Below are 23,046 nucleotides of genomic sequence, written 5' to 3'. Positions count from 1 at the left end.
CTGCTTAGAGTTCTACGGGAGCGTAGGAGTTGATCTCGCAGTTAAGGGTAACTTCTTCAAAGTCGGGCGTAGCCCAGGTCGACTGTGTCATGAGAACCTCTCGCGGACGATTTAAATAGCTGCTTCAAGTGTAGTTCATGCTCCCCTCCCCAGCCAAGTGGTTGAGCAAAACCCTGCAAAGACGTTCCGCTGTCTCGAACTCGCCATGTTCACTGCGAGTCGGGCAAGTCGAAGCGCGAATCTGGTGCCAGTACCGGGAGCACGACAGATGTTGCGCTGTCCTTTGGTCTGGTGCGCAACAAGCCTCTTGCTACGTGTTGCCCTATTAGGATGAAGGGTTTTTCGATAGAGACGTAGAGCAGTGCTGGAACTGCTATAGAAGTTGTGACTAAGAAAAGAACCCTGAACCAAAGAGGTTTGGCGTGCATCCGGTCGACCGCGACCCACATGATGATCATGTGACTGAGATAGATTCCGTAGGAGTGTTCTGCTATCCAGTGGGTGAGACGCTGGATAACGCCGGCAGGAAGTTCCCTGACGTTTGCGTACAGGATCCCTAAAAGGAGTGAAGTTGCCCATGCACGGTGAAACTTGCTGGAAAAGAGTTCGTTGTCGTGGGGGCCGAAGAGAAGGATAAAAATACAGATGCCAAGGGGCCACGTCCAGGAGGGCAGCTTCCACCGTCCTAGCCGACTACGGACGAGATCGTAAGCCACGATACCTGAGGTGAAGCAGGGTGCGAAGTAGAAGACGTTGAGGCGCGGAGAGAGTCGCGGCAACGTCATGGCCAGGATGACAGAGAGTACCCACAGGAAGAGAGAACGGTATCTGCGGCCTCGTATCGCCAGGTAGGCAAAGGGCAGAAGGATATACATCTGCACTTCAAGCGGAAGGCTCCAGAGCGGTCCGATGATATCGGTGGTGAGAGTCAGGTTTTGCACCAGGAAAAGGTTCGACAGAAACGCCTTGGCTCCGATCCAGCCGTAGACTTGTCCCGGGATGTACGGAACGTGGAAGAGGACGACCAGAACGACGGTAAGCATCGCCAAAGGGTAGATGCGAAAGATACGGCGAACCCAGAAGCCACCGAACAACCGGGAGTTACTGCCTGCGGTTGGGTCGAGTCTATCGAGGGATTCCATGAGCACGAGACTGGTGTGAACGAAGAAAATAAGAACGCCGAAGCGCGCCAGGCTCAGGAAGCTGGGATTGCCGATAGTGCTCACGAGATGACCGAAATACACGCAGGAAACCGCCACTGCGCGGAGGAGATCTAGGTTGGCCGACGTTATTTTTTTGATTGGGTGCAATGTCAGTGGAGGTCGCGCTAACCCCTAACTCGCGCCTCATAATTATAGCGTGATGCGCTCCACGCTCTGGGATGGATTCCACCTAGTTTCGAATCAGCGGTTACGCGCTAAGTGCCTCCGCGGAGTGGTTAAACGGGCGATGGCGCCGGTACGGTATTCTGCGGTTCTGTGATCGAGACCGGGATGACGAATGAAACAGTAGCGAATTTGGCGGGTGAGGCGGCTGGGGCAACGCCGGCGATGCGGCAGTACTTCGCGGCGAAGGAGCAGTATCCCGACTGCCTGTTGTTCTGCAGGATCGGGGACTTCTATGAGTTGTTCTATGAGGATGCGATTCTTGTGTCGCGTTTGCTGCAGCTTACGCTGACGGCACGTGATCGCGAAAAGAAGCAGCCGATGTGCGGGGTTCCCTACCATGCGGCGGAGGTGTATCTGCAGAAGCTGCTGCGCATGGGATACAAGATTGCGCTGCTGGAGCAGATGGAGGATCCGAAGCAGACGAAGTCGGTTGTGCGGCGGGAGGTGACGCGGGTGCTGACGCCGGGGACGGCGCTCGATCCGGCGTTGGGGGCGGAGCAGAGCAACTACCTGGCGAGTGTGGCGGTCTTGGGTGCGGGAGCGATACAGAGTTGTGGGTTGGCGCTGCTGGATCTTTCGACGGGGGAGTTTCGGGCTACTGAGTTTTCAGGGGCTGGCGGATGGGCGGCGCTGGTGGACGAGTTGGGGCGTGTGCGGCCGGTGGAGCTGCTGTATGGGTCGGGTTTGTTGGGCGGTGTCAATCTGGCCGGGGAGAGCGAGACGGCGGCGGGTCTGGATGCCATTCGGACAAAGACGGCGGTGGAGGAGTGGGTCTTTACGGCGGAGTATGCGGTGCCTCTGGTGCGGAATCACTTCAAAGTGCATTCGCTGGACGGGATGGGGCTGGGAGGACATGAGGCGGCGGCGGTGGCGGCTGGGGCCCTGCTGCACTATATGCGAGCGACTAAGCAGGGTGGGTTGGAGCATGTGGATGGGCTGCGGTTTTATGAGCGGTCTACTTGCCTCGAGCTTGACGCGGTGAGTGTGCGGAACCTGGAGCTGGTGGAGCCGCTGTTCTCTGGCGAGTCGGCGCAGACTACGCTCTTCTACACGATGGATGCTTGCTGTACTCCGATGGGGAAGCGGTTGCTGCGTGCGTCGCTGCTGCGGCCTGCGAGTGGGATGGGAGAGATTGAGGCTCGGCTGGAGGCGGTGGGTGAGGCTGCTGGAGATCTGCGTCGGCGTGAAGATCTGCGGCGGTCGATGGATGGAGTGCTCGATCTGGAGAGGTTGCTGGGGCGAGTGGCGTTGGATTCGGCTGGGCCAAGGGAGGTGGTGGCGCTGGCGAAGACGCTGGGGTGCTTGCCTGGAGTGGTGGGGGCGGTGAAGGCGTTCTCTGCGCTGCGATGGCGAGAGCTCGGGGAGAGTGTCGATCCTTTGGAAGATCTGCACGAGATGATTGTGCGAACGATTGCAGAGGAGCCACCAGTGTCGATTGGCGATGGCGGAGCGATTCGCGTGGGCGTCGATCCGGATCTGGATGAGCTGCGCGAGTTGAGCCGCAGTGGACGACAGGCGCTGGCGGCGATTGAAGAACGAGAGCGCGGACGGACGGGGATTGGGTCGTTGAAGGTGCGGTTCAATAATGTGTTCGGGTACTACCTTGAGGTGACCAAGGCAAATGCCAAGGCGGTGCCGGCTGATTATGAGCGGAAGCAGACGCTGGTGAATGCGGAACGATTTACGACTCCTGAGTTGAAGGAGTATGAGACGAAGATCTTGACCGCTCAGGAACGAAGCGGAGAGATTGAGCGAAGGATCTTTGCGGAGTTGCGAAGACAGTTGCTGGAGGCCGCGGGGCGGATGCGGGAGACTGCGAGGAAGATTGCGGAGATCGACCTGCTGGGTTGCTTTGCTCATCTGGCTGCGCTGCGCGGATGGGTGCGGCCGCAGATTGAAGTGTCGGGCGTGCTGGAGTTTGTGCAGGCGCGGCATCCTGTGGTGGAGAGACGGATGGAGGAGTCGGGTGGCGGGAGGTTTGTGCCGAACTCCGTTCATCTGGATGCCGACGCTGGGCCTGCGGTACTGCTGATTACAGGACCGAATATGGGAGGAAAGAGTACGTATCTGCGCATGGCCGCGCTGCTGGTGGTGATGGCGCAGATGGGAAGCTTCGTTCCGGCCGAAGGAATGCGGCTGGGATTGGTGGATAGGATTTATACGCGCATCGGGGCGAGCGATAATGTGGCGCGGGGGCGATCGACGTTTATGGTCGAGATGACGGAGACGGCTGCGATCCTGAATACGGCGACGAACCGCTCGCTGGTGCTGCTGGACGAGATGGGACGCGGTACGGCTACTTATGACGGATTGAGCCTGGCCTGGGCGACGGTGGAATATTTGCATGACCGGATTGGAGCGAGAACTCTGTTTGCGACGCACTATCATGAGCTGACGCTGCTTGCGGATCGGCTGGCGCGGCTGACGAATCTGCGTGTGACGGTGAAAGAGACTGCGGGGGGGATTGTGTTTCTACACACGGTGGAGGCGGGGCCTGCGAGTAAGAGCTATGGGATTGAGGTTGCGCGGCTGGCTGGTTTGCCGAGTGTTGTGATCGCGAGGGCTCGTGAGGTGTTGAAGGTGCATGAACGGGCGGAGACGCAGCAGGTGAGAGAGGCTTCGCCTGCGCAGGGGGCGCAGATGCAGATGACTATGTTTACACCGCTGTCGCAGAGGATTGTGGATCGGTTGGCGGAGGCGGATGTGGATGGGCTGACTCCGCGCGAGGCGTTGAACCTGCTGGCGGAGTTGCAGCGGGAGTTGAAGGGATGATGTCCTGCCGGACGGGCCCACTTCGCTTTGTCACCCCACAAACGAAGACCTGTTTGTGGGGACCCCGATTCGCGGTCACTTCGTGACTTGTGTACCTTTTTGTGGTGATGTCTGTTGCATGGGACCGGGCGTTGCCCGGTGGGAGGCTTCGTGAAGAGCTTGGTAGTGGCTGGAGTGATGAGTGGGACCTCGGCGGACGGTGTGGACGTCGCGATCTGCAGAGTATCGCCGGCGCTTCGTGCTGGTGGGACGCCGCGAATCAAGCTGCTGGGACATTTGGGATTGGCCTATCCGAAGACGCTGCGAGCGGCAGTGCTGGGTGCGATGGACGCCGAGGCGATCTCGGTGGCGGAGCTTGCACGATTGAACTGGCGATTGGGTGAGTTGTATGCAGAGGCTGTGGCGAGAGCTCAGGAGAAGTTCGGCGTGACGGTGCAGCTGGTGGGTTGTCATGGACAGACGATCTATCACCAGGGGGCTTCGGAGAAGTACCTAGGGCGAGCGCTGCGGGTTACGTGGCAGACGGGGGAGGCCGCGGTGATTGCGGAGCGGCTGAGGGTTCCGGTGGTGAGTGATTTCAGGCCGGGAGATCTGGCTGCCGGCGGGCAGGGGGCTCCGCTGGTGCCGATGCTGGACTACTGCATGTTTCGTTCGGCGAAGGTGAGCCGTGTGCTGCTGAATCTTGGTGGGATTGGAAATCTGACCGCTATCCCTGCGAAGGCTGATGCAAATGGGCTGATGGCGTTCGATACGGGGCCGGGGAATATGGTGATCGACACCTGCATGAAGAGACTGTACGAACGGGAGTTTGACCGCGGTGGCGCTGTAGCCCGGACGGGAACCGTGTTGCGAGATGTGGTGGAGAAGATTTTGGAGGAAACGTACTTCTCTGCCCTGCCACCAAAGTCTTGCGGGCGAGAGCAGTTTGGGGAGACGTTTGTTTCGCGTTTTGTTGCGATGTGCAGAAAAGCGGGCGGGCGGGAAGGTCGCGATAAAGATGTGGTCGCCACAGCAACCGCGTTGACGGCAGCCTCGATTGCACAGGCTTACCGGAGATTTGTGTTGGGGCATGTGGGACAGGCAGCGCCTTTGTCGCGGGTGGAGTTTGTGGTTGCAGGCGGTGGGACGAAGAACGCTTGTTTGATGAGAATGCTTGGTGCTGAGCTGGAACCGATGGGAGTAAAGGTGAGATTGATAGAGGAGCTGGGGGTTCCGGCGCAGGCGAAAGAAGCTATAGCGTTTGCGCTGCTGGCATGGTTGAGCTGGAGCGGACTGCCGGGGAATGTTCCCGCTGCGACTGGCGCACCGAGGGCGGTCGTGCTGGGGAAGATAACGCATGGGTAGGTCGCCGAAAAGAATGGCCGCTGGCGGGATCCATGATCTTTAGGCTGGGTTGTGCCGTGCTTCCGAGATGGTCTCTCTTTTGTAGAGTGAAGCTATTTGCTGATGTTCTGCGTGGGTTGGACTGGCTGGCGGTTTTTGTCGTTTTGCTTTTCATCACCGGATGCCGGGGGCGGGTGGAGGAGCCGGGTTCTGTGGTGGTGATTATTGAGAGTAGTCCGAATAATTTGGACTTGCGGGTGGGGGCGGATGCTCAATCGGAGCGAGTTGGAGGGTTGATCTTCGATGCTCTCGTGAAGAAGGATGAGCACTATGAGCTGCAACCGTGGCTCGCGGAGAGCTGGGAGCAGCCCGATCCGTTGACCTGGGTGTTTCATCTGCGCGATGGGGTGCGGTTTCATGACGGCAGGCCGTTGGAGGCAGAGGACGTTGCTTACACTATTCGGAGTTTGATTGATGGCTCGCTGGTGACGGCAAAGGGCGGCGGGTTTGCCGCGGTGGATAAGGTGGAAGCGAAGGATCGGCGGACGGTGGTAGTGCATATGAAGCGGCCGGATGCGGGGCTGTTGTTCAACGTCAGTGATGGATTGTTTGGCGTGGTGCCGCGTGGAAGTGGGAAGGACTTTGGGTTGCACCCAGTGGGTTCGGGGCCGTTCCGGTTTGTGAGTGCAGTTCAGGATAAAGAGGTGATCGTTGTACGAATTGACGACTATTGGGCATCGAAGATTGAACCGATGCAGGTGGTTTCGGAGGGTGCACGGAGAATCGAGCGCGTTCGGTTTGAGGTGGTGCCGGATGCGATTACCAGTGCGCTGGAGTTGAAGAAGGGATCGGCGGATCTGGCCAGCAATGTCGTGACGCTGGATATGGTGCATGCGCTGGAGAGTGCGCCGAACCTGAAGGTGGAGTCCGGGACTGGGTCGCCGGTGGTTTATGTGACCTTCAACGTTACATATCCGTTGCTGAAGGATAAACGGGTGCGACAGGCGATTGCTTGTGCGATGGATCGGCAGGCTATCGTGGATGCGATATGGAGGGGGCAGGCTCGGCTGGCTGATACGTTGCTGCCGGCGGAACATTGGGCGGCGGCAGGGAAAGCGGAGTTGGCCCAGTATCCGCATGATGTGGCGCGGGCGCAGAGACTGCTGGACGAGGCTGGTTTCTCTGCCGGCAAGGATGGAGTGCGACTGCGGCTAACGATGAAGACGAGTACGGACGAGACGACTCGGCTGATGGTGACGGTGTTGCAACAGCAGTTGCGGGCTGCGGGGATTCGTCTTGAGATTCGGTCGGCGGAGTTTGGGACGTTCTATGCGGATGTGACCAAGGGAGCGTTCCAGATGTACGCGCTGCGGTGGATCGGGAGCAATGAAGACCCGGATATCTTTCGTTATGCATACGGGTCGGGAAGCTTTCCGCCGAAGGGTGGCAATCGAGGGCGGTATTCGAATGCGCGGGTCGATGCTTTGCTGACAGAGGCTGCAGCCAGCTCGGATCGGGCGGCGAGAAGAGCGGATTATGTTGAGGTGCAGAAGATTTTGTCGGAGGAGCTGCCGGGGATACCACTTTGGTATCCGAATAATGAGGTGATTCATACCCGGCGAGTTGAGGGAGTTGTGCCTCGCGGGGCGGGGAGTTTTGATTTTTTGCGGGAGGCGTGGGTTAGGTAGCGGTGCGACGTTCGTTGGTGTACGGTTACGAGTCATGCGGAACTTGCAACGGGTCGCAAGAAATCGCACCAAAATTCCCGTTCAAACCGGCACCAAGCCCTCGGAGGATTTCTATATGGTATCCCAAGCATCAAATTTGTGGACCCACGCTCTGCCATTCCATATCTTGGACGACCCGAGACCTTTTAGCGATGAGCCAAACCATTGTAGAACAGGCACATACCCATGAAATCCAGTGCCTGTTTTTCGACGAGCGAAGAAGTCAGTATATATCTCGACTTTCGACATCAAGCTCACATGAGCCTAATATTAGGCTATACTGAGCCAAGAGGACTTCTCCATGATCGCACCGGAATCCATCGCCGAAATTCTTGGTTTGGGAGCATCGGTTCGCACAGTAGGCGAACTTGAAGATGCCGTATCAGCCGGATTGCCCAAACGCGCCTTGGAGCGACTCTCTTCACGGCTCTATGAAGACCGTCGAGTAGCGAGTGCCTACAAGTTCAAGGTGGTCCCGCAGGCAACTTGGAAGCGCCGTACGAAGCGGCTTTCAGTTCACGAAAGCGAGAAGACGGAAAGGCTGGCCCGTGTGCTCGCTGCAGCGGAGTATATCTGGGATGATCGCGAGCAGGCGCGAGAGTGGATGAGTAAACCCCACCGGGAATTGCATGGTGAAACTCCATTGGAGGTTGCACGTACAGAACTCGGAGCTCGCAGGGTGGAAGATCTTCTGGACAAACTCTTCTACGGTCTTCCGCTATAAATGTTCGCCTATCGAATCGCCGACTCGCGGCATCCCATCTTCGACGCGACTGGAGCCATGCTTCACGGAGGACGTTGGAACTCAATCGGCCTTCGCGCGATATACGCTGCCGAGACTTACGCGGGGGCTCTCTTGGAAGTTCTGGTTCACTCCAATCTTTCGCAGCCGCCTAAGAATCATCGTGTGGTTCGAGTCTCGATTCCAGATGACGTCTTGATCGAAACGGTCAAGATCACAGACGTACCCGGATGGGATTGGGAAGATATGACAGCTTCCAGGTCATTTGGTAATACATGGATTCGAGAGAACCGGACCGCCGTCTTAAGAGTACCGAGCGTGATCACACAGGGACGAGAGAACAATATTGTCTTCAATCCCCAACATGATCAATTTGCATTGATTAGCATTCAAGAGCCGGAGCTCGTACTGTGGGACCAACGCCTATTTCGCTAGTGCTGGCATTTTATTGAGTAGATGGTCTTCTCTGTGGCCAACAGGGCAAAGCACTCATTGATCTTTCGGAGAAGGGATGACGCAAGCCTGCTCTGATTAGAACCCATAAATAGAATGAGCAGGTCGCCCCGGAAGGGATTGGGTTTAGTGCTCGTAGGGCGACTTAGGGATGGGATCGTAAGGGTTGCCATACTTATTTGAATGGGCATCGCTGGCGCCAGATGTGGCAGGGATAGTTATCACGCCCAAATCGACATTTTGTCCCGTCAGATGTAAATGTTGCGTCAACCGATCTGCGACAGTTTGCGGCAAGCCCTCCACCCACAAGTGCAGGATGTAGTCGCCAGGGGGAATGTTGGATAAAACGAACGCATCGTTCGCGTCGGCGATCGCATACAGGGGTGTTGATAGCACCAGCACCACTGCGCTCATCTCCGGATGGATGTTGCAGAAGATGTAGGACACCCCCTCTCGTGAGAAGGTCACGGTTTTGCTTGAGCCCGCTTCGTAGAGACCCAGATCAAAACGTTTTCCATCGAATAGCGAGAAGACGTTATGAAAGAAGGGATCGGCGTTGGGGAACTGAACTACAGTGCCAACTGGAATGACCTGCAAATGCGGGATGAAGGTCCGATTCTTTTGAAGTAAGGTGGAGCGACCATGGGGTCGGAAGCTAAGGGCTGGTGTAGCACCGAGCGGCTCTAGCCAGATGACCGCGGGCGCGGGGTGATGCTTAGTGGATTGAGGCGATACGGCGCGAAGTCGCAACTCGCCTATAGGATTCGGCGAGGAGTTGGATTGGGCGCAGGTCAGGCTCGATGCCAGACTCACGCCGCAGACCAGCCATTTTCGGAGATGTGTTCTCGCCATCAGAACCTATATCCCGCGCCGACGCCGATGACGTTGCTCCCTGCGGCCACGCCGTTGACAGGTGCACTCTCAAGACGACGATACTCGAGGGAGAAGAGCAGGTAAGCGCTTGGGCTGTAGATGATGTTGCCGGTGTATGTCCGGTTTCTTGCGAGGTTCCGATAGATCGTTCCGCCGGGGATGGCGTATGGCCGCAGCTCTTTCGAGAAGACGTTGTCGAGCCCGAACGCGGCGTTGAACTCCAGCCGTTCACTGAGCTTCTCTTTCAATTGTGCCCAGCCTCCGACATCATCGAGCGGGCGGAAGTAGTATTCACCGGGCAACGGACCGGCGATGTACGTAAAGTCTTTGAAGCCTCCACCCCCTAGGCCGCCCAGTGCCTCTCCGCGGTAGAAGCTACCGCTGAATGCGAGGCGGTATGGCAGAAGCAGCTTCGCATCGAGCGTCCCGGCCCAGGCGTCGAAGCGATTTCCCAAGGGACTGAGATGAGGGGCGAAGTATCCGCCGAAGCCGAGATGACTTCCCTCGTCGAGCTTCGATCCAAGCAGCGCGACACGAGCCTCCACGCCCGGCCAACGGCTCTGCTGTGCGGTGGTGGCGAAGGTCCCGCCGGTGACCGCAGAGATAGGAGGGGCAGGCCATGGGGCATCGCCGACATCGACCAGAGCGCCCTGCAGACGAATTGCGTGAGAACCGACGGGAAGGTCCTGCGTGACGCCGAGCTGCGGATTCCACGTCCAAAGGTTGCCGGACCAGGCGAGCGAAGGCTCAGCTACAGCGGTCAACGACGTTGGCGTATCCGGGCTGAAGATAGGGCGATCCAACGAGAAGTACGCCTGGGTGTGTTGCCACTGTAGACCCGCATGAGCGGTACGCAGCCGCAGCAGTGTAGCGTTGGACGTGTCGTAACCTGTGTAATTGGTTGTGCTGAGGGACGGCGGATTGCCGTCAAAGTCCACGCTTAGATCTGCATAGCTGCGAGCTCCGAAGAGATGCGGGCCACGTGCATCGATACCGAGAACAGTCTGACGTAAAGACGCGCCACTGCTGCCTGGTCCAGGAACCGCGAGTGTAGGCGTAGGCGCCGTGTCCACTTGCTTGGTATTGACGAATCCGTTGATCAGCAACAGTCCAGTTACCTTTACGGGATACTTCGATTCGCTCTCTACCTTTGTCTGGTCTTGAGTTCTGATCTGCGCCTCGTCTAATGCTTGACGTTCGTGAATTTCATCAATATCGGCGCTGGTAGTCGTTGATGGCGGTTGTGGAATGGGAGAAGACGCCGGGGTAGCCGCAAACGGAGGCGTAACCTGCGCGGACGAACCGAACTGTGCCACGAGTGCCTGCAATGCACTCACCTGCCGGCGCATCTCGTCCAGTTCGTGTTGCGACTGCTCGACCTGAGCCTGGGTTCGCGCCATCGCTTCCGTCAGCCTCAGGAGCTGCTCCGACAAATCCGGCGACGTTGCGTTCTGGGCATACGTACCAGAGGCGAAGAGTCCGCAGGATACGGTAAGTATCGACATCATCCACCATGGGTTACGAAGAGAACCCAGGAAACGACAAGTTCTTCTAGGACCGTATATTCTCATGTTCGATAACCTGATTTTGCGGATTCGCTTCCGGAAGAACCGCCGCGTCAGGGGTCAGGAGCCCACGCGACAACCTCATCTGAAATACAGTTTCACCAGGATGGCTTTTGAGAAGAACGACCTCTCCTCCGTGCTCAATAGCAATGCAGTTAGCAAGCGTGAGACCTAGACCTGTGCCCTTCTGTTTTCCCTCGCTGACAAAGGGCTCGAACAAGCTGTTACGAATGGCGTCGGGGATTCCCTCTCCATTATCGATAACGCAGATAATCATCTGAGTTTCCCTGACCTCGAGTGTCAACCTCACTTTACGCTCTCGCTCGGCTGGGCGCGTGGCCTGGCAGGCGTTGAGTAAGAGGTTGCAGAGTGCACGCTCGATCTGCTTTCCATCGGCCACAATCGCGGTCTCCGCCGGATCACCGTACTGCACCTTCAATGAGACGCGCTCCGCATCAGGATGTGCACGGACCACCGCGACTGCTCGTTCGAGCAGGGTAGCCATTAGCTCCGGCGAGCGTCTCATGCCAGCACCGTTACGGCTGAAGATGAGAAGCGACTCGATCATATCGGTGGTACCGTGCACCGCCGCACTAACGTCTGCGAATATCTCCGCACGTTCCCGCTCGGAAAGCTGACGTGAGGCCAGGAACTCTGAGTTGGCATAGATCGCGGCCAGATAATGCCGAAGGTCGTGAGAGACCGAACTCGCCATGCGGCCTATCGTCGCCAGACGCTCAGATTCAAGCAATGCCCTGCTCTTCTGCTGAATCTCGTCCCGCATGCCTGAGAAGGCCGTACTCAGCTGGCGAACCTCCTGCGTCCCATATTTAGGGATACGATATGCTCCATCACCGACACCGAATGCGATCACACTTCGCGAAAGCTCTTCGAGAGGACGAGTCACGAAGCGTGAGAGCGCAATCATCAACGCGGTGCCTAAGAGAAGCGCTAGAAGCCCCGCACTCAACACAATCCGATCGATCCGGTTGATCGACCGGTCCGCTTGCTCGAAGGATCTCAATACGACCAGTTGGAGCGGAGCAGTCGCCGCAGCTGAGAGATCTTCGGTATCGGCGAGAAAACGGGTACCTCCGAGGTTCAACGTGGAAGGCGTCCGCGTCGCGTTGGACGACAAGAGCGGCTCGGCCGCGAGGCTAGCCTGTGCTGATGAACTCAGCGTACTGGCAACCACTTCGTCACCGCTCAAGAATGTAGCCTCAGCGCCGGTGGGCCGGCTGATTTGACGCACGGTCGGTTCGATGGAAACACCGCTTACAACATAGCCTAGCAGTGTGCCATCGCCGTCGCTACCAAAGTAAAGAGGCTGCAGTGAGCAGACGTAAAGTCCTCGGCCGTCAATCAGGTAACGCTTGTCTGGTGAAGCGGCCAGGGTCTGCAGCCCGCGAACCAGGGTGGCATCAGGAGGCGCGTTCTTCCTATAGACGACGACCACACGTCCGCTGGGGTCTATCAACGCGAACAGATCGTTTCCGCTAAGCTGCCAGAATTCGGTGGCGCCGTCCTGAATGGTGAGGTCGTCACCGCTGGTCATCAACGCCTTCAGGGTAGGCAGTTGGGCGAGGAGCGAGTTCTCACGCTCTAACGCGGCTACGCGCTCTGCCTGCAGGTTTTGGAAGGTAGTGACAGAGTGAGTCAGGTCCTGAGACAACTCCTCTGTAACTTCGGCGCGCAGACGATGGCGGATGAGCAACAGGGACGAACCTGTGACAACTGCAATTACCAACGCCATGGCAACGACCAACAGGATATGTGTCCGAATTCCCCGCTTCTCGTTGATGCCCACTAACTCGTTGGTCATTTGGTCAGCCGGCCTTGACCGGGGATACTCATGGAACAAATTTATATCCTGCTCCATAGATAGTGAGAATATGTTTTGGATCGGCAGGGTTTGTTTCCAGCTTTTGACGCAGTTTCAGTATTTGATTATCTACTGTGCGCGTGGTGGGATAGGAATTGTAACCCCACACCTCATTCAATAGGAGTTCTCGCGTGAGTACACGGTCAATGTTGTCAGTAAAGTACTTCAGCAGCTTGAACTCGTGTGCAGTGAGGCTGACAGGCACTTTGTTGCGCCGGGCGCTCATACTCTTGAAGTCGATTTCGCAGTCGGCAAAGCGAAAGATCTCAGCGCGAGCGGGCTTGCGTTGCCTTCGAATGGCCGCTTGAATACGGGCCGTTAGTTCGCGCGGGCTAAATGGTTTTGTAACATAGTCGTCAGCTCCCAGCTCCAGCAATAAAACCTTGTCGACGACTTCGCTGATCGCGCTGAGCACGATGATCGGAGTTTCGCTGGAGATTGACTTGAACTTCTGGCAAAGTTCGCGGCCAGGAATCCCAGGCAGGATTAAATCAAGGACTACAGCCAAGGGTCGCTCTGTGCGAAACAAATCCAGCCCGGTTTGTCCATCGCCTGCAACGAGCACAGCGTAATGCTCTTCGGTGAAGATTCGGCGGAGCACCTTTTGCATGCGCGGGTCATCTTCAATGATCAGGATTGTTCCGAGACTGACTGAGTGCGCCGATTCGAGTTCGATGCTGTCTTTCACAAAATCCGCTTCCATGATCATGATTTTTGGACCTCTCTAGTTTATTCTCGTCGACCGGCACCGAGAACTGAAGCGCCAGGCGGCACAAATGACAATCAGATGACAATTCCGGCAGAAGATTCTCGCTCTGTAATGAGTGAGTTAAGAGCATGAATCTGCCGTTCCCCTCTTCATTTGGATTGCGCAGGCCGCGATTGATCTAGATCCAAAGTCGTACACCGGTTCCGATTGGGGTGGATGAGGATGTATGTGATGCCCGGCCACGGCATTCCGAGTAACGAGTGAGGTGACTAAGACGATAGCCCACAGTGGAAACAAGAGATCAAAGGGTTCGGCCTCAGCCAAGCCGCGGATGATGACGAACATCAGCATCCCGACGAAGATGATCCGGAGCGGGCTTTCGTCGAGTTTGCGAACCTTCCGATAGAGGCTCCCGTAGACGCCGCAGAGTATAACCAGGCCTGCGATTCCGTAAGAGTAGAGTTGTTCTAATAGTTCATTCTCGGCGTGCCGCGCTTCAAAGGCTCCGAAGGCAGGAACTACTTTCCACATAGAATCGAAGCCATAACCGATCCAAGGCTTTGCAAGTGCCGCATCAACTACATAGGCCCAAATCGCGGTGCGCCCCGTCAGGGTCTCAGACTGATTGCCATAGGTTGTGTAGAAGTCGTAATACGCCTCGAACAAGCCCCAGAAGACAAGGACAACGACGGCTACGCCGATTGTCAGGTATGTCTTGGTTCGGCGATTCATGACCCGGTCGTGGATGATGAGGTAGCCTTCGCTGATTAAGAACGCGACAATCGCCGTCTTACTGAGACTCCGGACAATTGTAATTGCAAGGAAGAATATCGCAAGTCCCCAACGGGCTTTTTTAGACGTCCTGAGATATTGAGCGAAAAAGATGGCAAACGCACAGAGATTTCCGATTGTATTTGCGTTGAGATAGTCTTCATCTCCAAGACGCATATCAAATTGCGTCGGCATGACCCAAGCTACTAAGGCAATGGAGCAGCCGCCCCATACGAAACCCGTCATCAACGAATCCGCTGCCTCAACTCCAGATCGATTGCGCAGCAGCAAGATAATAATCGCGACATCAGATACGGTGCCACACCAGTATGCAGCCGATGCCAATGGCGACGCCGTTTCACTCCACAGAAGACTGCAACCTGAAAACCCGAGAAAGATGAGAACCCATCGAATCTGCGCAAACGTCAGCACGGAGGCGGAATCGCGACTTGATGTTCCCAGCGTCGATAGCCAGATGAAGCCCAACAGCAGGAAGTTGAAAGTCAAGTTTGTTGCGGCACCCACCTGGGGATCAGTACCCAGGATACGGACAAAGAAGACAGTCGTAACAACGCGGATTGCAAAATAGAACCCAACGCAAAATGCCGAAGCTGAATACTTCGACACCTGTGGTTGTGCTGCGATGGTCGAGTTGTCGGCGGTTGCCATTGTTCACTTGTCTCGTTGAAGACTTAGTGGTTGTACATCTCTGGAATGCCTTGGCTCCCGGCTGGCGGTAGATGGCGAATGAACACTACGATTGCCCAGAGCTCATCATCGCTAAGTGTTCCCTTAGAACCAGGCATGCCTGACGGCCAGATTCCATTGTCGAGAACCTCTTTGAGTTGACCATCCGAGTATCGCTGGACCTCATCAGAAGCCAAGGAGGGGATGGGTGGTGAGATGTGATTCGCGAATGGAACTCCAGTGTTCTGTCCATCCATACCGTGGCAAGCGACGCAATAATGCGAGAACGCCTCTTTGCCATCCGCCCAGGTTGCAGCGTTAGGCTCCAGTGGATTCTTTTGACTCCTGTTGCGGATGAAGATGTGGTGCTTGGCGAAGGTGACAGTCACCATCTCGATCTTGCCTGGAGGGCTCGCCTTACATCCAGTCAACGCTGCCGCGAACGCTGCGACAATTACTCCGGCAGGCGGCCGCATGACTACTCCACCACATGCAATGTCAAGGTCATCGCGCCATGACCGGAGCCGCAAAACACAGAGCAATGCCCCACGAAGTCACCGGTTCTATCCGGGGTGAAACTCAACTGGGCCGATCCACCTTTGTCGACCTTAGCATTCAGGTTTAGTTCACGAAAGCGGAGGCCATGAGCTACATCTTCGCTCTTAATGACTAGTACAACAGGCTGTCCCTTTTTTAGAGTGATCTCACCCGGAGCATAAGCAAAACGCTTGGCGGTAACTTCCACCTGACGCGGTGCTCCCTGCGCTTTGACCACGTGGCCCGGGAAGCCGCTTGCGATTAAACCTGCGATCAACGTGCCCATCAACGTTACATTTCTCTTCATATACTCTCCTTTAGCTACGTCCGTTTGGTGGAAGCCGGGCGCAATTGTCAATCGCACAACGTATCTGGACTTGCTTGTTCGGAATATCTCAGCTCTCTTCGTACCGTAGATATTTCATCGCCTCGAGTTGTCATGTGTCGGTTAGTCAATTGTCAAAATTCTGTCTAGTCTCATCAGACTCCAATCGCGCGTCGTCAGTCCACGTCTTCGACCAACCAGGGCCGGGCGTGTCTTCTTCTGTCATAGGGACTGTCTTTCTGGGGCCGCCAGTTGGATTGAAGAGTTGCGGGTCATGCTTTTTGCTATCGAGGCGGCGGGTATCAAGCCGCGATAAAGTCTCGCGTACTCGTTCGCAAGAACTTCTGCGGAGAGGTGCGGAAGCGACACGGGCTCTTTGGCTGGATTATCTAATGTCGCCCTGATCCCCCTCGCGAGAGTTTCCTCGGCATCTTCTCGCAGCTCGATGAACTCGCAATGCCGGTCGCCGACCTCGCGGAACGCAGGGATGTCTGAACAGACCACGCGGCAGCCTGCGAGAAGCGCCTCCACGACAGGCAGACCGAAACCTTCTGTCACTGACGGCAGCACGACGGCCTCAGAACGCGAGTAGCACCATTGCAACTCCATCTCTTCCAGCCCTTCCAGGAAGATCACACTTTTGTGCAGACCACGCCGAGACACCAACGTTTCGATGAGATGGGTTTCCGGTCCTTTGATTCCGATCACAACCAGCTTCGTCGAGGGTTGTATTTGCTTCTGCTGCAACAAGCGATCGAATGCACGGATGAGCAGAGGAATGTTCTTGTTCCGCCTATGCTGAGCAACGCTAAGCAGAAATGGTTCACCCCGCCATCCTGGAAGCGGAGATTGCGTTGCACAAAAGGGTTCTGGCTCAACGCAGTTATAAAGACGGGTCGCCTTTTGATAGGTCTTGCTCGAAGCATACTGCTTCAGCCGATTCATCGTCGTCTCGGACACGCAGGCAATCGCATCGACGGAATTGAGGCAGTGCTGCAAAATCACTCGGTTGAAAAGGACCTTATGCAGTCCAAAGTTTCTCGGTATCTCGTACGGATAAAGATCGTGCAAGGTCAGCACCGTCGGACATCCGATCGCCTCTGCATCGACCGGCATCGGATAAGTGAGATGAACCAGATCGGGTTTCAATCGGGAGACAAGCTGTGGAAGCTTTCTGTAATACCACAGGTTTCGAGCAACGGTCCCTCGGTCCATCTCTTCAAAATGGATTGCAAGGCGCTGGTCCGAACCCAGTCCGGCCGACACGGCCATCTTGCGCTGCCATGGGGCCAGAACCAGGTGTACCGCCGTGATATCCGGATTAAGCAATAGACAGCGCACCATATTGAAGGCATGGCGTTGAAGGCCAGAGATGTTAGCCGAGTAGGAGGCGGCGACGACGAGAATTTTCATAGACGGGGCCCTTCATGAAGTTCGCAGGCTGTTGCGAGAGATGAAGCCCCTACCGTCTTCTTGCGTACTATCCCTAGCTGGTAGCCAAGAGGCAGATACACCAGTAGAGCAATTGCGCCATACCCGACTCGCGCAATCGCCAATCCTTCAATCCCCATATGGCGCAGTAGGTAGATCATCACAACCAACATGACTGCCCTGCCTCCAAGGCTGATGCAGGCCGCCATGCGGAATAGGCTCAGAGCCTGCATGGCGTAGATGCCAGTCACACCCAGGCCCATGAGGGCCGAACCGATCACAATCGGAGGAAGGATAGCGGCGGCACTTTGTGCCACTCTCACTCCCGCCCAGATCCTGATCAACCTGGGTCCGAAGCTAAGTAGCATGGCCGCACTACCGGAAACGAGCAGCAAATTGCACGCGAATGCCTTCAACACTGTTCGCTTCAACTCTTCGCGGGAGACTGTAGCCGCCCGTCCAGAGATATAGGGGAACAGAAAGTGGAGTCCTGATGCAGTTAGCCCAAAGATGGGCTGCGCAAACTGTATGCACAAAGCGTAAGGGGCGAGGGCCACGGCACCCAAATAGACACCAAGCAACAGTCGGTCGAGCTGTCCAAAGATAATGCCACCCAGAGCCTGCACCCAAGCGAAGATGCCGAACCGCAGCAGCGATCGCGTCTCACCGGAATGAAAGGCGGGCAACAAGGAGGGCCTGCCGAGTAGGCGCCAGAGTTGACGAAACTGAAGGTACGTACCCGAGATCAGGAATGCAGCGGTGCCTGTCAGAATGGAGATGACACTGTGGCCAGATTGGACGAGTAGAGCTGCTGCAGCAAGCGTCAAGAGTCTAACCGCGACGCTTACCTGCACTGCATCGCGATATTGTTCAAAGGCGCGCTGCGTGCTTACACTTACGCTTTCGATAGCGCGCACCAGGATCAGCAGGCTCGCTATGCGGAGGCAAATCAGACACTCCCGAACCGGAGTGAAAGATGCGACCGTGATATGACGCGCAGCGTACGGCGCCGCAATCCAGGAGGCAATCGCTAACGCAATGCCAAGCACTAGATTGATGCCCAGCATGCTACGCACAGAGTTCACCATCGAATCGGTTGCGCCAATTCCTCGAAGTATGGCAACCCGCTGAATGTTGGCGTCACAGAATCCCGAGGCGATGATGCCTCCAGCGCTGACGACCGCCGTTGAGATCATCCAAACCCCATACTCTGCCGCACCAAGTTTGTGCAGCACGATGGGTGCAACCAGCAACATCCCGAACGGATATGAGCCGTAGTCGAGAACTCCATAGACGGCGTTAACGAGGTGTTTTTTCATTCGACAATGTGCCCCCGTCGGGACATCCGGAAAAGGCGTTTGCGTATAACCGAAAGAACCTCAATCGCCAGTTCTTTACGCGGGTCGCGGCTGTCGGCTGCACGCCAATGTTCACGAACCACGATCATTGCTGAAGTGGCCGCAAACGCGAGGAAGGTACACAACAGGGTCAGCAAGAGACGAGGCGGAAAATACTTCTTCTCTGGTATTCCCGGAGAGTCAATGACTGTGACGACTGGAATGGTTTTCGCCTCTTCGATGCGAGCCAGCTCGTACTGCTGTGTGAGCAGTTCGAATACGGCCTCCTGCACTCGTACGCGGCGGTACAGGTTGGCATACGGAACCGCGAGACGGGGAAGCTGTCTCAGTGGCGGATACAGTTCGCCTTGATCGCTGGGGTTCGCCGACGCGTGGCTGCCGGTCGCGTCGCCTTTAGTCAGAGGAGCAGAAGTCCCGGTCATCTTCTGGAGATCGCGCTGCAGCGATGCGATTCGCGCTTCGGTCTCACGAACCCGCACGTTTCCATCACCGTAGATCTGACGCAGTGATTGAAGGCCTGATTGCTCAACCAGCAACTCACCTTGCACTCTTGCTCCTGCTTCGACCAGTCCACGTGTCTGCTCTTTGATATCGATCGTGCTGTTCTTGCTAGAGAACTCGCTCAACTCAAGCTGGGCTTGTTCGAGATCCGCCCCTACCGAGTGAAGGCGGCTCTCGATGAAGATGCGTTCCTGCCGGGCGGAGGACGAGCTCGTCCGCGTCAGTAAATTATTCAATTCATCCAGATAGGCTTGTGCCATATCACGCGCCCGTACCGGGTCGGTGTCTTGCACCGCAATGGTGATCACGCCACTCTTCTTGTCGTCCGTGATCTTCGTCATATTCGCCAGGTGTTTCGCAGCGGTAAAGCGGTAGCGCGACCAGTAGACTTTTTGCAGGTCGAAGCGATCGATGAGACGTCCCCGGACAGTCCCACTTTCCAGCAGGCTCTCGTAGAGTGCAGTGTTGGTGTGCCCACCGAGCAAGCCGCCGGCAAGGCTTCCCAGACTACCGAGACTGCCCAAACTACCAGAGTGTCCGGCCAACGCAGCCAGCAGCATCGCACCTGAGCCCTGTTGGTCGGGAGGCATTATGCTCGCAATGGACTTGTAACGCTTAGGAATCAGGAATGCGATCGTGAGGCTTGCTACGAGCGCAACGGCCGTGACACGCGCAAGCGTCTGGCGGTATTGCCAAAGCAGTCTTGCGCGGCTAAGCCAATCCATAGGCGCTGAAGCTGCTAACTCCGGAGCGGATTCCACGTATGGTGTCATGACACTTTCGCTCATGTCCTTGCCCTCGGCAGGGAGCGGTGTTGTTGCTTACTGCCCGGATTGGTTGTGCCTTGAAGTGTCCCGTTCGGCATAGAAGTGTCAGGGTCCAGTACGCTGAGTGGTGCGACCATAGCGACCTTAGATATTCGCTACGGCTGCGGTGATGGCAATCGACGACGCGAGTTGTGCAGCAGTGAGGAGATTTTTCCAGAAGAGAGAGGCCCCAAGCACTTTCTGCGGTACGACCACCACGTCACCAGGGCCAAGCCGTGTGGAGAGGACAGAAGGATCGAACAGACCGCCCGAATGCCGACCAATGACTGAGCCATTGGCACGGATCACGAGGATCTCTTTTCGGTTCGCCGTATCACTCGTGCCACCGGCATGCTGCAGATACCAGCTCGCAGTCTTTCCTGGTGCGAAGGTCAGTGCCGTGGCGTTATATACCTGACCGGTAATCAGAACAAATCCGGGACGTTTAGGAATCGTCAACACATCGCCGCGGCGCATTTCGATGTCAACAGCGGTGTTCGCCCAGCTATCGATGTCCGCGGTGATATGGACCACAAGACGACCTGTCGGGGGCTCGCTCTTCAAGCGGGCCAGCACCTGATCTTGTTGCGCCTGGATCAACTTCAGCGTTGCTCCGGAGTCGCCAGCGCCTAGATTCGGTGAAAGACGTGCCGAAGCCGAGCTCGTCTCAATCTGTCGAATCAGTTCCTCGCGGCTCTTCTGTTCGAGTTCGCGCACCTGTTCACGAACAAGGACTGCGCCCGCTGGATATGCCGTCTCGCGGAATCCGCCAGCGCGACGCAGCACTGAGCTGAGACGCTCTCCCTCCCGAAAGCCGTACGTACCGGGATAAGCGACCTGCCCTTCGATCTGTACCGACTGACCGATGTCATTCCATCCCGTGATCTGGTGAATGGTGAGGATGTCTCCTGGTTTAAGCGGAACGTCTGCGCCCGGCTCAGTCCCCGCCACAGCCGCGCCGATGTGAACGTTAACAAGATTTCCCGTGACTCGAGTTCCATTCGCCACGCCGTAGCTTGTAAGATCCGCCTCATCGAGCATGGCGTCGCGTTTGAATCCACCGGCCATACGGACGAGTTGTGCAGCCGTCATGCCATCGGACAATGGGTAAGTAGATGGTCGCAGTACCTCGCCCTGAATCGTCACCTTTGGGGCATCCGCTTGGTATCGACCCAGAATGCGAATCGTATCGAATGTCTGAAGCTCGAGATTGCTGTTCCCGATGAGCACATCCGGCACATTGAAGTTGATGGTCTCTGCGTGGAGATCGGGTGGTACGAGGCGGATAATCTCCCCTACAGGCGACGGCTCCGGCAACAAGTCCTGGTAACTGTGCAAAACGTCACTGAGACGCATGCCGTCACTGTACGAACGCCTTCCTGGGCGAACGACGTGCCCCTCAAGATAAATCGCTCGCTGACTATAGGGCAGAATAGGCGCAATCCGAATGCGATCACCATCCCGGATCTGGAACGCGGCAATGGTGGCACGGTCGGCGTCAGCAGTTCCGGCCGCAGAAGTCTTAAGCGTGACAGTCTCGCGTTGTCGATTGATATCGATTCTTTCGATCGTGATGTTCCCAAGAGAGGCTGCCGCAGTAAGACCGCCTGCATCGCTGATGGCCAGGTCCAACGTCGATTCGTCCGGCTTCAATTCATAGATCGCGGGCCGCTTGACCGCGCCTGAGACCGCAACCTGTGGTCCTACAGGCGGTATCAGCAAGGTGTCACCACTCTCGAAACGGGCGCCCTTGGCGCGGATTCCATGCAGCAGAAAGTCGTAGAGATCTATATTCTCAACGAGCTGCTCTCCGCGTAGATGACGCACCATCCGAAGCGACCCGGCCGCGGTCGGGCCACCCGCGAGATAGAGTGCACTTAACGGAGTTGCCAGAGAACTGATGTCATACCCGCCGGGCCGCTGCACATCGCCCACAACGTACACTCGCACGGAGCGAAGGCGCGACACGGTCACGGTAACCTTAACATCTCGATATTGTTTCTTAAGTGCGTTGTCAATCAGGCTCTCCGCACGATCGAGCGAAAGCCCGGCCAAGTCCAGCGAGCCCGCCTCAGGCAACAAGATGCGACCGTCGCGGTCGATGACTCGATTCACACTCTGTGTCATGCCACCCCACATGTTGATCGTGAGTGTGTCACCCGCGCCGATCACGTAGTCGGGACCCAGTGGCACATCCAGAGGGGTGTCCCGACCAGCCCCGCCACGAGCCATCGCGGAGACGTTGCGATTGACAAATACATCTGAACCGAAGCGCTTGAGTGGGACAGTCTGTTCGGGGATCTGCGTATATAAATCACGCATCGATTGCAGGTTATAAGGAGCAGGCTGGCGTAGAACCTTCGGTGGGTCAGTGGAGGCATTCACCGGTTCATGGCCACGCTTCTGTTCGCTGGAGGACTGATTGGCGGCCGGGCCTATCAACTGAGTTGCGCGGTCCGTAGCATCGATTTGATCGGGCGAAGAGAGACCAGCTGCAGCAAGCCTGGCAGTATCAAGTCCAGCCGACACAGGAGATTGACCTGCTAGTCCACTGCCTTCTTGTCCGGTCAGGTCACTGCCTTCCGTGGTTTCAATATTTGAATTGGAGCCCAAACTTTGGAGATCGTCCTGTGAAACGTACCCTCTTGCGCGAAGAAACATCGTGATGTTCGCGCGCAGATCGCTGTTTGTTGCGATCTGGCTATAGAGCATCTGGTCGGAGATATCGTTGGCATCGATCGGCGTCCCCTGCTGTTGGAGGCGATCGGCTACTTGCGACTTCAACTCCACAACCAGATCGGGATTCTGCTGCAGGATATGGATGATTTGGTTCGAGGAAAGAGTAGCCGGAACGGCGAGGCTGCTTGAGGAGCTGCTTTTATCGTCCTGCGATCCGTCACTTTGGGATTGCTCCGGAGCTCCTAGACCTGGGCCTGGAGTTGAGGGAGATTGGGTCGTACTCTGCGGAGGTGAGAACACTCCTTGCGCCTGTGAAGACTGACCCAGCATCACCGTAAGTGCCAATAAGCCGCTTGCCGCAACCGCGTGCGAACGCGACATACGACCGCGGTAGGCAGTCTCAAGCGAGGGTGTGATTCGAATTAGCTTGAGAATGCGGAATGGCCTGGAAGATATCAGCATAGGTTTTCTCTTCGTCTTTCAACGTAAAGAACTCGAACCGGTGCGGTGTCATGCC

At 56.6% G+C, this 23,046-nt stretch carries 18 protein-coding genes; 5 read left to right on the top strand and 13 right to left on the bottom strand.

Translation table 11 applies throughout. The features are described from left to right. Window positions 1-4 precede the first annotated feature (4 nt). Both pqqA and HDF09_RS01195 read right to left on the bottom strand, forming a co-directional pair. Window positions 5-91, bottom strand: a complete 87-nt coding sequence (pqqA, locus tag HDF09_RS21220) for a pyrroloquinoline quinone precursor peptide PqqA (protein WP_183763060.1) — start codon at window positions 89-91, stop codon at window positions 5-7. Between the two features lie 118 nt (window positions 92-209). Beyond that, window positions 210-1,310: an acyltransferase family protein gene (locus tag HDF09_RS01195; RefSeq protein ID WP_260180854.1), complete on the bottom strand. Its 1,101-nt coding sequence runs from the start codon at window positions 1,308-1,310 to the stop codon at window positions 210-212. Between the two features lie 183 nt (window positions 1,311-1,493). Here HDF09_RS01195 and mutS point away from each other — a divergent pair, with 183 nt between their 5' ends. From mutS to HDF09_RS01170, 5 genes are all read left to right on the top strand, one after another. Continuing rightward, complete coding sequence (gene mutS, locus HDF09_RS01190; protein WP_183760464.1) at window positions 1,494-4,160, top strand: DNA mismatch repair protein MutS; 2,667 nt, start codon at window positions 1,494-1,496, stop codon at window positions 4,158-4,160. Between the two features lie 150 nt (window positions 4,161-4,310). Next, window positions 4,311-5,504, top strand: coding sequence for an anhydro-N-acetylmuramic acid kinase (locus tag HDF09_RS01185; RefSeq protein WP_183760462.1), 1,194 nt, complete (start codon window positions 4,311-4,313; stop codon window positions 5,502-5,504). An 86-nt stretch (window positions 5,505-5,590) separates the two neighbouring features. Continuing rightward, window positions 5,591-7,171 carry an ABC transporter substrate-binding protein gene (locus HDF09_RS01180; protein WP_311718325.1) on the top strand — a complete coding sequence of 527 codons (1,581 nt, stop codon included), beginning with the start codon at window positions 5,591-5,593 and terminating at the stop codon, window positions 7,169-7,171. A gap of 340 nt (window positions 7,172-7,511) precedes the next feature. Next, entirely contained in the window at window positions 7,512-7,934 is a 423-nt protein-coding gene (locus HDF09_RS01175) for an antitoxin Xre/MbcA/ParS toxin-binding domain-containing protein (protein WP_183760458.1), read from the top strand. After that, window positions 7,935-8,387, top strand: coding sequence for an RES family NAD+ phosphorylase (locus tag HDF09_RS01170; protein WP_183760456.1), 453 nt, complete (start codon window positions 7,935-7,937; stop codon window positions 8,385-8,387). Between the two features lie 144 nt (window positions 8,388-8,531). Here HDF09_RS01170 and HDF09_RS01165 read toward each other — a convergent pair whose 3' ends face one another. The 11 genes from HDF09_RS01165 to HDF09_RS01115 form a co-directional block, all read right to left on the bottom strand. Continuing rightward, entirely contained in the window at window positions 8,532-9,257 is a 726-nt protein-coding gene (locus HDF09_RS01165) for a cupredoxin domain-containing protein (protein ID WP_183760454.1), read from the bottom strand. Then, a complete protein-coding gene (locus HDF09_RS01160; protein ID WP_260180853.1) occupies window positions 9,257-10,786 on the bottom strand; it encodes a hypothetical protein in 1,530 nt (509 codons plus the stop codon). The genes HDF09_RS01165 and HDF09_RS01160 overlap by 1 nt, the downstream gene beginning before the upstream one ends. A gap of 43 nt (window positions 10,787-10,829) precedes the next feature. Further along, on the bottom strand, window positions 10,830-12,665 hold the full coding sequence (locus HDF09_RS01155) for an ATP-binding protein (protein ID WP_183760452.1): 1,836 nt from the start codon (window positions 12,663-12,665) through the stop codon (window positions 10,830-10,832). Between the two features lie 28 nt (window positions 12,666-12,693). Then, window positions 12,694-13,434 carry a response regulator transcription factor gene (locus HDF09_RS01150; RefSeq protein ID WP_311718321.1) on the bottom strand — a complete coding sequence of 247 codons (741 nt, stop codon included), beginning with the start codon at window positions 13,432-13,434 and terminating at the stop codon, window positions 12,694-12,696. Between the two features lie 120 nt (window positions 13,435-13,554). Then, complete coding sequence (locus tag HDF09_RS01145; protein ID WP_183760450.1) at window positions 13,555-14,874, bottom strand: O-antigen ligase family protein; 1,320 nt, start codon at window positions 14,872-14,874, stop codon at window positions 13,555-13,557. A gap of 23 nt (window positions 14,875-14,897) precedes the next feature. After that, window positions 14,898-15,368, bottom strand: a complete 471-nt coding sequence (locus HDF09_RS01140) for a c-type cytochrome (RefSeq protein WP_183760448.1) — start codon at window positions 15,366-15,368, stop codon at window positions 14,898-14,900. Between the two features lie 2 nt (window positions 15,369-15,370). Beyond that, entirely contained in the window at window positions 15,371-15,736 is a 366-nt protein-coding gene (locus HDF09_RS01135; RefSeq protein ID WP_183760446.1) for a cupredoxin domain-containing protein, read from the bottom strand. Between the two features lie 240 nt (window positions 15,737-15,976). Continuing rightward, the gene (locus HDF09_RS01130) at window positions 15,977-17,167 is read right to left on the bottom strand and encodes a glycosyltransferase family 4 protein (RefSeq protein WP_183760444.1); all 1,191 of its coding nucleotides are present in this window, start codon (window positions 17,165-17,167) and stop codon (window positions 15,977-15,979) included. Next, a complete protein-coding gene (locus HDF09_RS01125; RefSeq protein WP_183760441.1) occupies window positions 17,164-18,504 on the bottom strand; it encodes an oligosaccharide flippase family protein in 1,341 nt (446 codons plus the stop codon). Before HDF09_RS01125 ends, HDF09_RS01130 begins: the two co-directional genes overlap by 4 nt. Continuing rightward, entirely contained in the window at window positions 18,501-19,769 is a 1,269-nt protein-coding gene (locus HDF09_RS01120; RefSeq protein WP_260180852.1) for a GumC family protein, read from the bottom strand. The genes HDF09_RS01125 and HDF09_RS01120 overlap by 4 nt, the downstream gene beginning before the upstream one ends. A gap of 186 nt (window positions 19,770-19,955) precedes the next feature. After that, window positions 19,956-22,991: an SLBB domain-containing protein gene (locus HDF09_RS01115; RefSeq protein ID WP_260180851.1), complete on the bottom strand. Its 3,036-nt coding sequence runs from the start codon at window positions 22,989-22,991 to the stop codon at window positions 19,956-19,958. Between the last annotated feature and the right edge of the window lie 55 nt (window positions 22,992-23,046).

It is taken from the genome of Edaphobacter lichenicola (assembly GCF_014201315.1).
GTDB classification, from domain to species: domain Bacteria; phylum Acidobacteriota; class Terriglobia; order Terriglobales; family Acidobacteriaceae; genus Edaphobacter; species Edaphobacter lichenicola_B.
Note: the sequence above shows the minus strand (reverse complement) of the source record. Positions and strands in the feature narration are given on the sequence as shown.

Excerpts from the sequence above, each read along its gene's own strand:
- pqqA (WP_183763060.1), bottom strand. The coding sequence starts at position 91 with ATGACACAGTCGACCTGGGCTACGCCCGACTTTGAAGAAGTTACCCTT.
- mutS (WP_183760464.1), top strand. The coding sequence starts at position 1,494 with ATGACGAATGAAACAGTAGCGAATTTGGCGGGTGAGGCGGCTGGGGCA.
- HDF09_RS01175 (WP_183760458.1), top strand. The coding sequence starts at position 7,512 with ATGATCGCACCGGAATCCATCGCCGAAATTCTTGGTTTGGGAGCATCG.
- HDF09_RS01170 (WP_183760456.1), top strand. The coding sequence starts at position 7,935 with ATGTTCGCCTATCGAATCGCCGACTCGCGGCATCCCATCTTCGACGCG.
- HDF09_RS01165 (WP_183760454.1), bottom strand. The coding sequence starts at position 9,257 with ATGGCGAGAACACATCTCCGAAAATGGCTGGTCTGCGGCGTGAGTCTG.
- HDF09_RS01160 (WP_260180853.1), bottom strand. The coding sequence starts at position 10,786 with ATGATGTCGATACTTACCGTATCCTGCGGACTCTTCGCCTCTGGTACG.
- HDF09_RS01155 (WP_183760452.1), bottom strand. The coding sequence starts at position 12,665 with ATGACCAACGAGTTAGTGGGCATCAACGAGAAGCGGGGAATTCGGACA.
- HDF09_RS01150 (WP_311718321.1), bottom strand. The coding sequence starts at position 13,434 with ATGATCATGGAAGCGGATTTTGTGAAAGACAGCATCGAACTCGAATCG.
- HDF09_RS01145 (WP_183760450.1), bottom strand. The coding sequence starts at position 14,874 with ATGGCAACCGCCGACAACTCGACCATCGCAGCACAACCACAGGTGTCG.
- HDF09_RS01140 (WP_183760448.1), bottom strand. The coding sequence starts at position 15,368 with ATGCGGCCGCCTGCCGGAGTAATTGTCGCAGCGTTCGCGGCAGCGTTG.
- HDF09_RS01135 (WP_183760446.1), bottom strand. The coding sequence starts at position 15,736 with ATGAAGAGAAATGTAACGTTGATGGGCACGTTGATCGCAGGTTTAATC.
- HDF09_RS01130 (WP_183760444.1), bottom strand. The coding sequence starts at position 17,167 with ATGAAAATTCTCGTCGTCGCCGCCTCCTACTCGGCTAACATCTCTGGC.
- HDF09_RS01125 (WP_183760441.1), bottom strand. The coding sequence starts at position 18,504 with ATGAAAAAACACCTCGTTAACGCCGTCTATGGAGTTCTCGACTACGGC.
- HDF09_RS01120 (WP_260180852.1), bottom strand. The coding sequence starts at position 19,769 with ATGGATTGGCTTAGCCGCGCAAGACTGCTTTGGCAATACCGCCAGACG.
- HDF09_RS01115 (WP_260180851.1), bottom strand. The coding sequence starts at position 22,991 with ATGCTGATATCTTCCAGGCCATTCCGCATTCTCAAGCTAATTCGAATC.